This window comes from Microcoleus sp. Pol14D4 (assembly GCF_036701245.1).
Lineage (GTDB): Bacteria > Cyanobacteriota > Cyanobacteriia > Cyanobacteriales > Microcoleaceae > Microcoleus.
On sequence record NZ_JAUBQM010000111.1, the window covers coordinates 1 to 14,538 of the forward strand.

Sequence of the window (14,538 nt, forward strand, 5' to 3'; positions counted from 1 at the left end):
TTTAGGTCAGGGAGTTTTTTCATTCCTCTATCTAATGTCTATCTCGTTCTCTTGTCAAGGGGGTTGAGCAATTACCTTTATTTTCAGGGTTTTCTAACATTCCTACACTCTACATTGCCGTAAATATTGCATCATTGTCAATAAACCCAAAGAAACTCGGTTTCTGGCTATTTTGCAAGATTTCAATTGGTGTATCTCATTTTTGCAAATATATTCGTAGGATCTCGGATTCCCGCAGTAAGTCTGTGCTTATAACTAATAAATTATCTCCCGGAATGCGAGAACCCTTACAAAATTGGGATGCACCCGATTTCAATTAGACCGAACAATTAAATCACAGATGAACGCTAATGTAATTATATCTGCGTTCATCTGCGGTTACAAAATACCCCTAGGAATCAGCCCGCAATTTATCCAAAACCGTCCGGTCTTCCAAGGTCGAAGTATCCCCAGAAACCTCTTCTCCCGCAGCTAAAGAACGCAGCAACCGGCGCATGATTTTGCCGCTGCGAGTCTTTGGCAAAGCATCGGTAAATCGAATTTCGCCGGGACGGGCGATCGCCCCAATTTCCTTAACCACGTGCTGCTTCAATTCCTTAGCCAATTCATCGCTAGGTTGCTGCGAGTTGTCCAGCGTGACAAAAGCCACAATGTCCTCACCTTTAATCTCATCGGGTTTACCAACAACCGCAGCTTCCGCCACGGCTGGATGCGATACCAAAGCTGACTCGACTTCCATTGTGCCGAGTCGGTGACCGGCCACATTAATTACATCGTCAACGCGGCCCATTACCCAGAAATAACCGTCTTTGTCCTTGTGCGCGCCGTCCCCTGCAAAGTAAACGAATTCGCCATCTTTCGGGTGCAAATATTCCCAATAGGTGCGGCGGAAGCGATCGGGATCGTTGTAAAGCGTCCGCATCATTCCCGGCCAAGGATGTTTCACCACTAAATAACCGCCGCTTTCGTTAGTTACTGGTTCGCCATCTTGGTCAACAACATCAGCCACAATTCCGGGGAAAGGTAGGGTAGCAGAACCGGGTTTTGTAGGAATTGCACCGGGCAAAGCGGTAATCATAATTCCCCCGGTTTCTGTTTGCCACCAAGTATCGACGATCGGACAATTCGAGTTGCCAATTACGCGCTGATACCACATCCAAGCTTCGGGATTAATCGGTTCGCCGACGGTTCCTAACAATCGTAAAGATGACAAATCTCTGGCATTTGGCAATTGTTCGCCCATTTTCATAAAGGTGCGAATTGCGGTGGGTGCAGTGTAGAAAACTGTGACGCCGTATTTTTCAATTACATCCCAAAAACAGCCGGGATTAGAAGGGCGAGGAGCACCTTCATACATTAAAGTTGTCGCACCGTTGGACAGCGGCCCGTAGACTATGTAACTGTGTCCCGTAATCCAGCCGACATCAGCAGTACACCAGTAAACATCGGTATCTTGGAGGTCGAATATCCACTTGGTTGTCATGTGGGTATAAAGGTTATAACCACCGGTTGTATGGACGACTCCTTTCGGTTTTCCGGTACTTCCAGAAGTGTAAAGAATGAACAGCAAATCTTCGCTATCCATCGGTTCGGCCGGACAATTTGGTGATGCAGTTTTTTGCAAATCGTGCCACCAGCGATCGCGCCCCGGTTCCATGTCAATTTGCTGTTTGGTGCGCTGAACTACCAGAACGTTGGTAACGCTGGGTACGGCATTATTTGCTAGTGCTTTGTCTACTTGTGTTTTGAGGCCGACGGCGGTATCTTTGCGGAAGCCTCCGTCGGCGGTGATGACGAGTTTTGCTTGGCCGTCGTTGAGGCGATCGCGCAAAGCTTCTGCACTAAAACCGCCAAAAACAACGCTGTGTACTGCACCGATTCTGGCGCAGGCTAGCATGGCGATCGCAGCTTCGGGAATCATCGGCATATAAATACCGACGCGATCGCCCTTTTGAACTCCCAATTCTTTGATGACGTTCGCCATTTGGCAGACTTCGCGGTGGAGTTGCGCGTAGGTGAGGGTGCGGGAGTCTCCGGGTTCCCCTTCCCAAATCAGGGCGGCTTTATTTTTGCGCCAAGTTGTTAAGTGGCGATCGAGACAATTGTAAGAAATATTTATTTTACCGTTGACAAACCATTTAGCAAAAGGCGGCTGCCAGTCGAGCACGGTATCCCAGTTTTGGAACCAGTGCAATTCTTGGGCAGCGAGTTCTGCCCAGAATGCTTGGGGGTCAGCTTTGGCTTTGTCGTAGAGGGCTTGGTATTCTTCTAGGCTTTTGATGTGAGCTTTTTGGGAGAATTCAGCGGGCGGCTGAAATAGGCGTTTTTCTTGCAGAATTGACTCGATCGTATCTTGTGACATTGCTTTTAACTTTAACTTCGGTTCGTCTTTTTAACTATTGTTTGCATAACTTGGGGCAAAAGTATGTTTATTTTCCTTAAGACTTTGGGAAATTTTGTAAGAGGTTGAGATGTTGTTCTTTTTTTGCTTGCCGAGTAATGCCGATTAACGCAGATCTAGAGGATTTTTTAGCTTATTTAATGATTAATTATTCTTAGGGATTATTGGGTTACAACTTTTTAAGTTATACTTTTTTGTAAATGAGATTAGGTATAATTAGGTAGTTAGTTAAATTTAATTAAAGGAAAACTATGACGCAAAATTTAGAAGCAAGCCAACTCTCGCTAAATGACGTTCGCCGCCTTCTCAAATTGGAAGAGCGAGAAGGAGACGCCTTCACCGATTTTTTCTCTTTGGAACCGCTGTCAGAATTAGAACAGCAGGAAATATTAAAAATTAGAACTGACTTTCGACGCTACTTATCCGCCGGAAAAGTTTCAGAAGAACTGGTTAAGTTTTTAGTGCTTTCACCGTTAATGAGATTAGCAGGATTTTTTGATATTCCGATCGTGCTGACAATGGAAGATAGCATCCCGATCGAGGTTGAGGATGGGGATACTTTAATTAAAGGGCGCTTGGATATTTTAGCGGTAAATCAGCCGGATGCAGAGCTCGCGGCGGCACAGTTTTGGATTTTGGTAGTGGAGGCGAAAAATAGTGCGATCGATCCTTGGGCCGGTTTGCCACAATTGCTGACTTATGCTTATAAAAGTTTGCAGCAGCAATCGTCTGTTTGGGGATTGACAACGAATGGACGTAACTATCAGTTTGTGTATCTGACGCGGGGAAATCCTTGTACTTATCAGATTTTACCTGAATTGAATTTGATTGACCGAGAGCGATCGCTCTTGTTGGCGCAAGTCTTGAAAGCGATTTGCAAATTGCAGAATGTGCAGTTGCAGTTGGCTTAATCTCTGCGGTTAAAATCTGTGCTTACCCGTACTGCTTAGATAGATATTCTGTAACATCGGGGGAGACACCTTTAGTCGCTAATCGTCCTCTATCGCTGGTTTCAAATGTTGTTAACTTTTGTTGAGAAACTGCCGATTTAATTATAAATTAAGATTTGTTAAAAATTTACTCTAGTGAGTGACAAAATAAAAGTTTTTGTCTAAAATAAGACACAATTTGACCCGGAAACTGAAGGTAAGAAAATGTCTGAACTTAGACAAAATCTAATTACCAGAGATTGGGTAATCATCGCCACGGAACGGGCGACAAGACCGGATCAATTCGCTAACAAAAAAAAGTGGGCTGCCGTAGTGCCACCGCACCGTGCCGATTGCCCTTTTTGCGTGGGAAATGAGGAAGACGGAACCTTAGAAACTTGCCGTTTGGGCGATCGCACTGGCTGGAAAGTCAGGGCAATTTACAACAAATATCCCGCCCTCTCCCCGACAGCAGAATGGATGAGGATATCATCGGGAATTCACCGCACGATGGCGGGAATCGGCGTTCACGAGGTAATTGTCGAACACCCGCGACATGATTTGACAACAGCTTTGTTGAGTGCTAAAGAAGTTGCAAACATACTTTTAGTATACCGCCAGCGGTATGTAGAAATTAGAAAAAATCCCCACATTGAAACAATTATTATCTTCAAAAATCACGGGGAAAGTGCCGGAACTTCTCTCGAACACCCCCACTCGCAGATAGCAGCGACGCCCGTTGTACCCAGCCAATTCCGCAGCCGCATCGACGAAGCTATTAGATATTTTGATGACACGGGAGAATGTCTATTTTGCCGGACTTTGGAAGATGAATTAGCGGCGGAGGAAAGAGTGATTTGTGAGAGTGAACATTTTGTCGCTTTTATCCCTTACGCTGCACTTTCACCGTTTCACACTTGGATTTTTCCGCGCCGTCATTCCTCTTCGTTTGATGAAATTACTGATGGGGAAGTTGCCGACCTTGCGGATACTTTGAAAACTGTACTGGCTAAGCTTTATTACGGATTGAACAATCCCGATTATAACTATAATATTCGATCGGTGCCGATCGCCCAACGGGCAACAAAATACTTTCACTGGTATATTGCAATTATTCCCAGAGTTACTAAGCAAGCTGGGTTTGAGTTGGGTAGCGGGATGTTTATCAATACTGCTTTGCCCGAAGAAAGTGCGGCTTTTTTGCGATCGATCGAAATTCCTAGCGACAGTAATTTCTCCCCCATCTAAAGTATCCTACATCACAATAGTCCAATTTACTTCAAATTGGGATAGAAATGCACGCAGCCACTCACTCTTAGTTGCGAGTCTGCGTTGAGAGAGGAAACTGATATCATATCGATTCCGGTTGCACTGGAATCATTGTTGGCTGTTGACTGTGAGTCAAAAAAATGAAAATTGCGCGAATTATTTGTTGGCAGCTTGATTCGACTTTATGCCCGACGATGAAGCGTGGATTTGATATCATTCCGGCGCAGATGGAATTGATATTATTGGAGATTTGATATTTGAGATTAAAGAATTGCGCATAACGCATGCACGATCTAATGGGGTAGATCACCGGCCTAAAGTTGGATTCTTTTGTTAAACTGGTATAACTTACGTTCTCAAGTTATGAACGTACAAATACTTGTGGGTTTTACCAAACTCACAATAAACTTTCGACATAATGCCAGCCGTCGTCGCTAAAAGTAGCTCTCAACATATCTCTAATTTTGGCATCGATCGATAATACCCCCTCACCAGAGTCACCATTATCGCCGATTTCGCAACTGTCTTCAGACATATGTTCTTGGATGTGTGCCAGAGTATCGGCGAAATTAGCCAGAAAATAATGTTCGTGCACCCACGCTGTCGGATCTGGTATTGCTGCATTCCCAAAAGCTCGATCGACTAAATCTTTTTTGGCAACATCGTCAGTCTGGTTTTTCATGTTGAGTTCGATTTAGGTAGAACTGGTAACTTATCTCATTTTAAGCTTAATTGTCAACAGGATCGCGATCCAGATCGACCACAGCAGTGACAAATTGGTGTCGTTTGTGCGATCGCGATCCTAATTATTTGGTCGATCGCGTGTTATCATTTTACCTCAAACTCCGTGACCAATAATTTTCACTTCGGGCAAAATACACTTGGGCATCATTCCGTGAACTCCTTTTTGGGGATTGTTGACAGCCTGAGTAATCCGAAAATTTACCGCAATGGAACACAAAACATAAGCCTGTTCTTCTTTGAAACCTGCAAACTTTTGCAACCAATAAACCGTCTGTTTAACCGCCATTTCAAAGGCTTCATCTAATGTTCTACCGAATCCCATAATTACAATATGAGTGGGCGTTTCGGCAAACGGGAATATCAAAATAAAATCCTTGCGTAAAATGATTTGAATAGTCCCGTTCATCGAAGTTTCAATGGCAGTACCGTCAACTTCACCGTCTCCTTGTGCCGAATGTCCGTCGCCGATGGACAGTAAACCACCACGCAGAAAAACAGGTAAAAATAATCGCGTTCCTGCTTGGAGTTCCTGATTGTCCATATTGCCTCCGTAGCGCTGTGGAGGAATAGAAGAACGGTTAATTTCTGAATTCGCAACACCTATAATTCCAAAAAAAGGATGCAAGGGAATCGCCAGGTCGCTACCTGGGGGGAATTCAGCAGTTTTTTGCTGTAAATCTAGGGGAATAAACCGCACTTTAGGTTCGGGAAAACAGTCAGGCAAAGCTCCCCATCCGGCGCGAATTGCATTAAATCCTACTGGTAAACTCGGATAAACATCCTCAATGTGAATTTCTAAAACGTCTCCCCGTTCGGCATTGTTAACATAAATCGGGCCTGTCAGCAAGTGGGGCCCCGGCCCAACTTTGCGGTTGGGAGGCAAATTCTGACAAATACCTAAAAATTCGGGGGTGAGAAATTCCGGCGGGGCTTGGTCAGCAACATAATATCCTGAATAGGTTTCGATATCAATGCGATCGCCCGAATCCACCCTTAAAGCAGGTTCGATATTCGGAGAGAAACCGCCCAAGTGTACGGTTTTGCAGTTAGCCTTGAGAAGGTGGCGAGTCATGGGATTTTAGATTTTAGATTTTAGATTTTAGATTGAAGGAAGGGTGTTAAGAATGTTATATCGCAAGTCTCAAGCATTTTTGAGAAAGATTTTTTTTAATGAACCGCAGAGGGCGCAGAGGGCGCAGAGAAAGAGAATGGAGAGATCAGAAAATATGAAAAAATGGTTAAAGTTTGTTAGATGTGAGATATTTTACTAATTTCTTAACTTTTTGATAACGTTGGTAGTTTAAAATTTAAAATTGGTGGCGCGGGTTTATATGTATTTGGGTGGGGATTTCTGTTTGGCTAGTGAAACCCGCCCTTACACACTAATGACTAATGAATTATGTTAGCACCATTGCCCAACCAAGTAAGAAATCCCAAAGGTTATTCTCGCAATCCCTGGTTTTTTGCTGTTTTGATGTTGATTGTCCTATTGCTAGGTTTCATGATGCCATCTAACCTCAACGAACCTCAGCTTTTAACCGATCCGTTTTTGCAAGTCCCAAAAGCAAACTCGGTGCGAGTTGTCTGGTTCACCGAGTTTGCTGGGACTCGCAACACTGTTGCTTACGGCGAAAATTTGAATCAAGTTGTGACGGCAAATACTACCAAGCTAAGCCGCACTCGCGAAGACAAAGACTCGCGCATTTCCGATGAAATGAAACAAAGCATCATTGACAGCAATCCAATTGTCCGCGACATCTGGCGCCACGAAGCAGAAGTCTCCAATTTAATGCCCGGTGCTCGCATTCCTTATCGAGTCACTAGCGAAAGGAAAGACGGCGCATCTGTCAGCAGCAAAGTTTTCACTCTTTCTCCGACACCAGCAGCAGGAAGGCCGCTCAAAATCCTCCTCACTTCCGACCATCAATTGATGCCGATGACAGCAGCAAATCTCCAGAAAGTAGCCGAAACAATTGGGAGAGTTGACGCGATTTTCATGGCTGGGGATTTAATTAATATACCCGATCGCGCTTCTGAATGGTTTGACGACTACCAAGGCCGCGCTTTCTTTCCCGCGCTGCAAGGTCGCGCATTTTCCGAACTCGACAAAAACGGCATCAAAACCGTTTACAGCGGCGGCGAACTGATCCAACACGCGCCTTTATTTCCCGCCATTGGCAATCACGAAATCATGGGTAGGTATTCAAACAGCAGCACACTCTACGAGCAGTTTCACGATCCTTTTCCCCGCGCCGCCGCCGAGAAAATATACGCTCAACGTGCTGCATCTTTGAATCCCAATAATGACTCTTCAGTGCGCGAAATCTGGCTGAAAAACAATACTTTTAATAGCGATACCTATGACGAAATTTTTAATTTAAATGGTAACAAAAAATACTATGCGGTGACTTTTGGGGACGTGCGGTTAGTAACTTTGTATGTTACGAATATCTGGCGGACTCCGAATTTAGATCCGGGTGCCAGAGGCAGGTATCGCGAACGGGACGAAGATTTTAATAAGCCTGAAAAATGGGGATACGGACAGCATATTTTTGAGCCGATTGTCAAGGGGAGCGCTCAATATAATTGGCTGCAACAAGAGTTAAAGAGTGCGGAATTCCAGCAGGCAAAATATAAAATTGTGATGTTTCACCACCCGCCGCATTCTCTGGGCGACAATATTGTACCTGCTTATACTGACCCAGTGCAAATAGTCGATCGCGCTCTCGATGGCGAGATTAAAATGGTGCGTTACGAGTATCCGAAACAGCAAGATTATCTGATTCGGGATGTAGTGCCGCTACTAGAAACAGCGGGGGTGCAGTTGGTATTTTACGGACATTCGCACTTGTGGAATCGGTTTGTAAGTTCCAGCGGAATGCACTTTTTGGAGACTTCTAATGTGGGCAACAGTTATGGTGCTTTTGCGGGGGAAAAGCGCCGATTTGTGCCGCCGGGATATCGGGAAGATTACAGCGCTATTGGAGATCCGAACGGATTGGAACCTGTGGTGCCGACTGTTGCGCCTTTGTTGGGAGAAGACGGGCGGCCGCTGCCGTATATTGATAGCAATGATATTACGGCTTTTACTATTTTTGATACGGGGGAGGGTACGGTTAGCAGCTACTATTTTGATACGCGGAAACCGGCGTCGAAAGTGGTGAAGTTTGATGAGTTTAAGTTGAAAATTTCATAAATTGATTTAGTAGGGACAGGGCAGTGTTCAAAGCGTCTCAACTTAAGACTAGCACCCTCTATTTCTCTCGTTTGTATCGAATTCTCGATCCCCCTAAATCCCCCTTAAGAAGGGGGACTTTGAAGACTCCAGTCGCCCCCTTGTTAATGGGTTAGGGGGGATTTGGGGGTTAGTGGAAATCGAAAAGATTGTGAACTCAAATGATTAAACTTTCTCTTTCGCAGGTGGAACCAAACCAGTTTTATTCAAACCCGCATCAATCTGCCTCAGCAATTTAAAATCGTCTTCGGGTAAGGAATTAACAGGCGAGTGTTTTTCCAGAAATGAGAATGCTTGCCGAAATTCACGCGGCCGGGAGTCGATCGCACTATCGAAGTGACAAGGTACAATCCTTTGAAAGTCCCAACTCGCCACTTTATCCACCCAATCGAGAGTTTCCCTCGGCGCGCGGTTGAGAATCAAAGTCTGCAAAATCGGCGCCACCAACAACCGCCCTCCTCCCCGCAAAGCCTCAAAAGATCGCACCCAATCTGTTTTCCACTTGAACGGATACAACCCGAAATAAGCTTTCCTTGATCGTTCTGGCGCTTTGACGGCGCTGGCAAATACCTCCGACCACGGCGGCACTTCCAGCACGCTGGGGCTAAAATACATGGCAAATAAGGCGATTCTCTGCCACCCTTTGCGCCGATTTTCCTGGGTGTCTGCCACAATGTCCGAGGCGCTGTCTTTGGCGTGAAACAGCAGCGGGTACGAGTCGAGTTGGACGATCGCGGGCGGATTTTCGGGAATGGAAACCACGGAATCTGTTAACATCAGCGTGCGCGATCGCCTGTGAAATAACGCAACTTCAGCAAATCTGCCCAAACCGAGATCCAGGGGGCCGAGAATTGCCCAGTCAAATTGATCGGCTAACGGTGTGTTGCTGCTGTCAAAGGGCAGTACAGAGGTGCGTTTCGCCGGCAAACCCAGCCAACTCAGCGGCAAATTCACCGGGAAACTCCACTGCTGCGGGGCGACAAACACCTGCGCTTCGGGAAAACACCTCGCAAAGGGGCCGACAAAAACTTTGTGTTCGATGCCCGAAACCGTTGTCAGCAGGATGTACTTCACCTCGCCGTGCTCTGCTACTAACTCTTTTACCAAGCGGATGCACTCAGGAGTCGGTGCCACGGGGGCGTAGACGAGAAGGCCTTCGGGTTCTAGTTTAATTACTGTCATCCGAATCGGGACGACAACGTAAAAAATGCCTTGTAGTTGGTCAAAAGTCCAGATTGTATCTTTAACTATTTCCTTGCGGATGGTGCGCCGCTTGCTGTAGGGATAGAGGGGGACGACCGGCCAAAAGGCCCAAGAATAGTCCCTAGAATCAATCTGTGCTGATGTTGGTATGCCTTCGCCCTCTGCCACTGGTGCGACTCCTTGCCGATTTTTTTGTACGTGCGTGCGATCGAACTATTTTTATCTTATTTCACTCCTGTTGAGCGGATTCGAGGAGTTGAAAAGGGGTTATGGACGATTCCCTACGGGATAGCTACGCCGCGCGTGCTTTTGGAACACTCAAGCAAGAATTACCCATGGGGGCTAGAAACCCGGTTTCTACGAGTTTTGGGACGAGTCACGAGAAATAGAAGGAAGAAACCGGGTTTCACCAGGCCTGGGTGCGAGAACTATTAAACCAATTGTTCAGGATCGATGCCTAGTTCCCGCAACCGCGCCGCTAGTCTTTCCTCTCGCTGTTGAGATGCTATGAGTTGCTGTTGAGATTCTATCAGTTGCCGTTCCGCCGCCGTTGCTCTTTCACCCGGACTCAAAATCAACCCTCCTTGGGCCGTAAACCATCGCAACCACAAACGATTCATACTCTTATAAGTGCCTTGCCACCAACCTAAACTCAACTGCAACTCAGGAATAAATAACCGCCCATCAATTAATTCTGCAGGTTCATAGTGGCCTCCTACAAGATGAAAAGCTCGCAATTCATCCGTGTAGCGACTGAACACAAAATAGTAAGGAATCCGCAAAATTTGTTCATAAACTTGCCACTTAGTCGGCGGTTCCCCAGCTTGCTGAACAGTCCGCCCTAAATCTTCATCTTCAGTGCCCGGCGATAGCAATTCCACCACCACAAACGGATTTACCCGTTCTTGCCAAACTACATAACTCAAACGCATATCGCGCCCTTGATAAAGCCTTGGCACACCCACCGCAGCAAACCAATCAGGGCGTTTATGCCAGCGCGGTTGTGTTGCATCGTAATACAAATTTAGGTCACTGGCTGTAAAGACTTGTTCCGCATCCCATCCCGGCGGCAAAAACGTGAATTCCAAGAGTTGCGGCTGATCTAAATGAAATGTATCTGGCAAACCGGGCTCCTTTGGGTCTTCGCTAGGTAAATCATACATTGTTGGCAAACTCTGCCGGGGGTCTAGAGGCGGTTCAGCTTGAGCAGGCGGGTAAGTCGGGAATGTCATAATGAATTCTGAGGTTGCTTATCCTGATATGATTATAGCCTTGTGAGAATGTCTTGCATTTCCAAAGAATTCCCATTAACTCTCAATCTCAAATCTACAATCAAAACTCCAAAATCGATATGACTCAAAACTACCGCATCACTCTTTTACCAGGAGACGGCATCGGCCCTGAAATTATCGCTGTGGCGGTAGATGTCCTGAAACTTGTCGGTCAACAATTGGACATCGGCTTTGAATTTCAAGAAGCTTTAATTGGCGGCGCTGCTATTGACGCAACAGGCAATCCGCTGCCCGAAGAAACACTCTTAAAATGCTGCAACTGCGATGCAGTATTGTTAGCAGCTATCGGCGGTTACAAGTGGGATAATTTGCCCCGCGAACAGCGCCCGGAAACTGGATTATTAGGACTGCGTGCCGGATTGGGATTGTTTGCGAATTTGCGCCCGGCGACTATTTTACCGCAATTGGTTGATGCTTCTAGTTTGAAACGGGAAGTTGTCGAAGGCGTGGATATTATGGTCGTCCGCGAACTCACAGGCGGCATTTATTTCGGCAAACCGAAAGGTATTTTTGAGACGGAAACAGGCGAAAAACGCGGTGTCAATACGATGGCTTACACCGAGTCGGAAATTGATAGAATCGGGCGAGTTGCTTTTGAGACGGCTAGGAAGCGGGGCAAAAGGCTGTGTTCCGTTGATAAAGCGAATGTTTTGGATGTTTCGCAACTGTGGCGCGATCGTATTATTGCCCTTTCTTCAGAATACCCGGATGTCGAACTTTCTCACCTCTACGTTGACAATGCAGCAATGCAGTTAATTCGCTGGCCGAAACAGTTCGATACAATTGTCACCGGTAATTTATTCGGTGACATTCTTTCCGATGCGGCGGCGATGCTAACTGGTAGTATTGGAATGCTGCCTTCTGCTAGTTTGGGAGCAACCGGACCGGGAGTTTTTGAACCCGTGCACGGTTCCGCACCCGACATCGCCGGACAAGATAAAGCCAATCCCATAGCCCAAGTTTTGAGTGCGGCAATGATGTTACGTTACGCCTTAAATCAGCCGGAAGCTGCTAATAAAATCGAGCAAGCAGTTGTAGAAGTTTTGAATCGAGGTTATCGCACTGGTGATATCATGTCGGAAGGCATGAAACTCGTCGGCTGTCGGGCAATGGGCGATGCTTTAATTGAAGTTTTGCAAGGTTGATCTATTTATTTTGTAGATACTGTCTTGACCTGTCAAGGGGTAGCGTTCAAATAATTGGGATCGAAAGGCTTTTGGGATTTTAAAATCCCAAAAGCCCAATGCAGCAACTTCCGATATCATTGCATCAATCACCTGCATTTTGACGTTTCCACGACCCCATAATCGCACAGCGAGTCGGTTGGAGTAAGAGGTTGCAAGGTATCGCCACTACATCCTGCAGATACAACGCCTTTTTTCGTCGGACGTTTCCAGTACAAAACAAACGAGTTTTGCCTTTAATTGAAGTTCCAGAAGTGCGATCGCGCTTGAGTTAGATCAGCATAGGCTGCTAATTGACGCAGCAGCAAGTTGCGGATGAATTGAACGTGAGTGTAACCACTGTGAAAAATTGGGAAGCCGGTAGACATATTCCAAAGCTGTATCAAGAACAAACATAAGGATTCAGGTCTAAACCATTGGTAACAAGTTAAGCTAAGAAAGCATTTGTCAATCAGCAATTATGCTCAACATTTACTCGGATTTTGGCTCCAAAACTGAGATTTGGGCGATCGTGCGATCGTGCCGAGGGTGATATTTATACCTACTCCCTCTTGAATCGTGAATTTTCCACTCCTAAAAAAGCAGTTTTTTTGAGTAAAATTACTGATTGACAAATGCAATTAAGTCTTAACTTGTCACCAATGGGTCTAAACCAGGGGTATTAAAGATGGGGTCTGCACAGCAGGATTAACCCTCGCTTTGATACCTTGCTCAAAAAACTCGGTGGACTGAACGTCTTTGACGACGGCAAGTTTGTATAACTGTCAATAAATTGGCAGTATCTTGGAACCGTGACATTGAACGGGAACCGCCACTAACTTTTCTTTTTGTAACGGCTCTCACGTAACCTTTGTTCGGCTAAATTATTATCTGGTGGAATCTCTGGGTGATTTAGAAAATACCACCATTGAGCCGCTTTATGGAGCAAGGAACGTAACAGTTTACTTCCTTGGGTTCCGGCTCGCTCAAACCAAGTTAAGAGTGCAGATTCAATTTTTAATTTAAACTCTGATGGCCAACTCCAGAACTCGTCAATCAAGAGAGTTTTTTGGTATAAAGCGTAATTATGAAAGCCTTCATCGATCAAATCGATAAATTTGACGCCAATCTCCTGATTATTTAAACCTGGTAACTTGCTCAGCTTTTTGAAATGACGGCGTAAATGCGCTAGACATTTCTGTTGTGCTGTGACTGAATAATCATTATAAACGCTATAGTCATCCGAACTGAGGACACCTGTATAGCTTGCACCCAGAATTACTTCTAATTCGGAGCGAGAACGAGTACCAGCCGCATGAAATAATGCGAAATCTGTATTGGCAAAAATCCATAACCATTCTTTTACCCCTTTGACTCCCCAAGGTGTTTCATCCGCATGGATATTGCGCTGGGTTTGTTTGACCAACTCTTTGAGCCGGTCAATACTTTTAGCCACTCCACCATCTATTCTTTCATTCGTGGCTACTAAAGTTCCCACTCCTCTTTCTATTTTTCCCAGTTCCCACAACAGTTCTTCTTGTTTTTCGTAGGATAAATTTCCGTAATTATTTATCCATCCCAAAAAAGTTTGCAGTCTGATTCCGATATCTTGTCCCGGTACTATTTCTGGCGACCAGTCTGCTGTTTGTTTTTCCCACACTCGCTGCAAATACAGGTATATCTCTGGGAGGGTAACAACCAGCCCCAAACCCATACCTTTGTAAGGATTGAGCCAATCCGCTGCTCAAAAAAAATAGGCACCATAATTGTTACACGCTTGCCTATCTAAAAAATAATGATACCAACATTCTACCTCATTCATTTAAAAAAAAAACTAAGTTCAGCTCAATTTAAACTGATTGGAATCTTGCTACCCTTGATACAATCAGAAAAAAAAGTGAGATTAGAAAGGCTCTCCCGGGTATTTCCCTATCCAATTACAACCGAAAGTCGGCGCAGAAAACTACAAAGATTTCTGGATTTACCAAATTTAACTATATCATTAATTTGGTTCCCATTAATTACTTATTGCTTGACCACTTATTGCCCCATTGGTACTCGTTTATCAAGCTCAATCGACCGCAGTCAATGGGGGCGCATTAATCTATTTATGGTTAGCCTGTGATCGGGGAGCGAAGAGCAATTCCATTATACTGGTCACTGTTGCCCAAACTGGGAAACAGTAGCATCGAGTCACAGACTACCAATTTACAGTAAGTTTTACCGTAACTGCTCACCGCAACTGCGTTGCGGTATTGCCAAGGTCGGCGAGTGAGCTGGGTTCGCTCGCAAGCTCCGTCAG

The 14,538-nt window shown here is 45.4% G+C and carries 11 protein-coding genes and 1 pseudogene; 5 read left to right on the forward strand and 7 right to left on the reverse strand.

Annotated elements, in window-relative coordinates; all coding sequences use genetic code 11:
* Positions 1-391: 391 nt before the first annotated feature.
* Positions 392-2,362: an acetate--CoA ligase gene (gene acs / locus QUA33_RS25705; RefSeq protein ID WP_333152313.1), complete on the reverse strand. Its 1,971-nt coding sequence runs from the start codon at positions 2,360-2,362 to the stop codon at positions 392-394.
* A 290-nt stretch (positions 2,363-2,652) separates the two neighbouring features.
* Here acs and QUA33_RS25710 point away from each other — a divergent pair, with 290 nt between their 5' ends.
* A complete protein-coding gene (locus QUA33_RS25710; RefSeq protein ID WP_333152315.1) occupies positions 2,653-3,312 on the forward strand; it encodes a restriction endonuclease subunit R in 660 nt (219 codons plus the stop codon).
* A gap of 243 nt (positions 3,313-3,555) precedes the next feature.
* Entirely contained in the window at positions 3,556-4,578 is a 1,023-nt protein-coding gene (gene galT, locus QUA33_RS25715; protein ID WP_333152317.1) for a galactose-1-phosphate uridylyltransferase, read from the forward strand.
* Positions 4,579-4,996: 418 nt separating this feature from the next.
* Here galT and QUA33_RS25720 read toward each other — a convergent pair whose 3' ends face one another.
* Both QUA33_RS25720 and QUA33_RS25725 read right to left on the reverse strand, forming a co-directional pair.
* Complete coding sequence (locus tag QUA33_RS25720; protein WP_333152319.1) at positions 4,997-5,281, reverse strand: hypothetical protein; 285 nt, start codon at positions 5,279-5,281, stop codon at positions 4,997-4,999.
* A gap of 156 nt (positions 5,282-5,437) precedes the next feature.
* On the reverse strand, positions 5,438-6,415 hold the full coding sequence (locus QUA33_RS25725; protein ID WP_333152321.1) for an acetamidase/formamidase family protein: 978 nt from the start codon (positions 6,413-6,415) through the stop codon (positions 5,438-5,440).
* A gap of 327 nt (positions 6,416-6,742) precedes the next feature.
* Here QUA33_RS25725 and QUA33_RS25730 point away from each other — a divergent pair, with 327 nt between their 5' ends.
* On the forward strand, positions 6,743-8,539 hold the full coding sequence (locus tag QUA33_RS25730; RefSeq protein WP_333152323.1) for a metallophosphoesterase: 1,797 nt from the start codon (positions 6,743-6,745) through the stop codon (positions 8,537-8,539).
* Between the two features lie 204 nt (positions 8,540-8,743).
* On the opposite strand, the gene QUA33_RS25735 is transcribed toward QUA33_RS25730, so the two are convergent.
* Together QUA33_RS25735 and QUA33_RS25740 are read right to left on the reverse strand one after the other, a co-directional pair.
* Positions 8,744-9,949: a DUF4336 domain-containing protein gene (locus QUA33_RS25735; protein ID WP_333152326.1), complete on the reverse strand. Its 1,206-nt coding sequence runs from the start codon at positions 9,947-9,949 to the stop codon at positions 8,744-8,746.
* A gap of 263 nt (positions 9,950-10,212) precedes the next feature.
* Positions 10,213-11,013, reverse strand: a complete 801-nt coding sequence (locus tag QUA33_RS25740; protein WP_333152328.1) for a Uma2 family endonuclease — start codon at positions 11,011-11,013, stop codon at positions 10,213-10,215.
* A 119-nt stretch (positions 11,014-11,132) separates the two neighbouring features.
* On the opposite strand from QUA33_RS25740, the gene leuB reads away from it, so the two are divergent.
* Both leuB and QUA33_RS25750 read left to right on the forward strand, forming a co-directional pair.
* A complete protein-coding gene (gene leuB, locus QUA33_RS25745; protein ID WP_333152330.1) occupies positions 11,133-12,218 on the forward strand; it encodes a 3-isopropylmalate dehydrogenase in 1,086 nt (361 codons plus the stop codon).
* A gap of 365 nt (positions 12,219-12,583) precedes the next feature.
* Positions 12,584-12,655: a hypothetical protein gene (locus QUA33_RS25750; RefSeq protein ID WP_333152334.1), complete on the forward strand. Its 72-nt coding sequence runs from the start codon at positions 12,584-12,586 to the stop codon at positions 12,653-12,655.
* A gap of 249 nt (positions 12,656-12,904) precedes the next feature.
* Here QUA33_RS25750 and tnpC read toward each other — a convergent pair.
* Both tnpC and QUA33_RS25760 read right to left on the reverse strand, forming a co-directional pair.
* A pseudogene (tnpC, locus tag QUA33_RS25755) lies at positions 12,905-13,922 on the reverse strand (IS66 family transposase); the annotation flags it as partial.
* Positions 13,923-14,350: 428 nt separating this feature from the next.
* The coding region (locus tag QUA33_RS25760) for a hypothetical protein (RefSeq protein WP_333152332.1) at positions 14,351-14,538 on the reverse strand (188 nt) is incomplete at its 5' end.

Excerpts from the sequence above, each read along its gene's own strand:
- galT (WP_333152317.1), top strand. The coding sequence starts at position 3,556 with ATGTCTGAACTTAGACAAAATCTAATTACCAGAGATTGGGTAATCATC.
- QUA33_RS25730 (WP_333152323.1), top strand. The coding sequence starts at position 6,743 with ATGTTAGCACCATTGCCCAACCAAGTAAGAAATCCCAAAGGTTATTCT.
- leuB (WP_333152330.1), top strand. The coding sequence starts at position 11,133 with ATGACTCAAAACTACCGCATCACTCTTTTACCAGGAGACGGCATCGGC.
- acs (WP_333152313.1), bottom strand. The coding sequence starts at position 2,362 with ATGTCACAAGATACGATCGAGTCAATTCTGCAAGAAAAACGCCTATTT.
- QUA33_RS25740 (WP_333152328.1), bottom strand. The coding sequence starts at position 11,013 with ATGACATTCCCGACTTACCCGCCTGCTCAAGCTGAACCGCCTCTAGAC.
- QUA33_RS25710 (WP_333152315.1), top strand. The coding sequence starts at position 2,653 with ATGACGCAAAATTTAGAAGCAAGCCAACTCTCGCTAAATGACGTTCGC.
- QUA33_RS25725 (WP_333152321.1), bottom strand. The coding sequence starts at position 6,415 with ATGACTCGCCACCTTCTCAAGGCTAACTGCAAAACCGTACACTTGGGC.
- QUA33_RS25720 (WP_333152319.1), bottom strand. The coding sequence starts at position 5,281 with ATGAAAAACCAGACTGACGATGTTGCCAAAAAAGATTTAGTCGATCGA.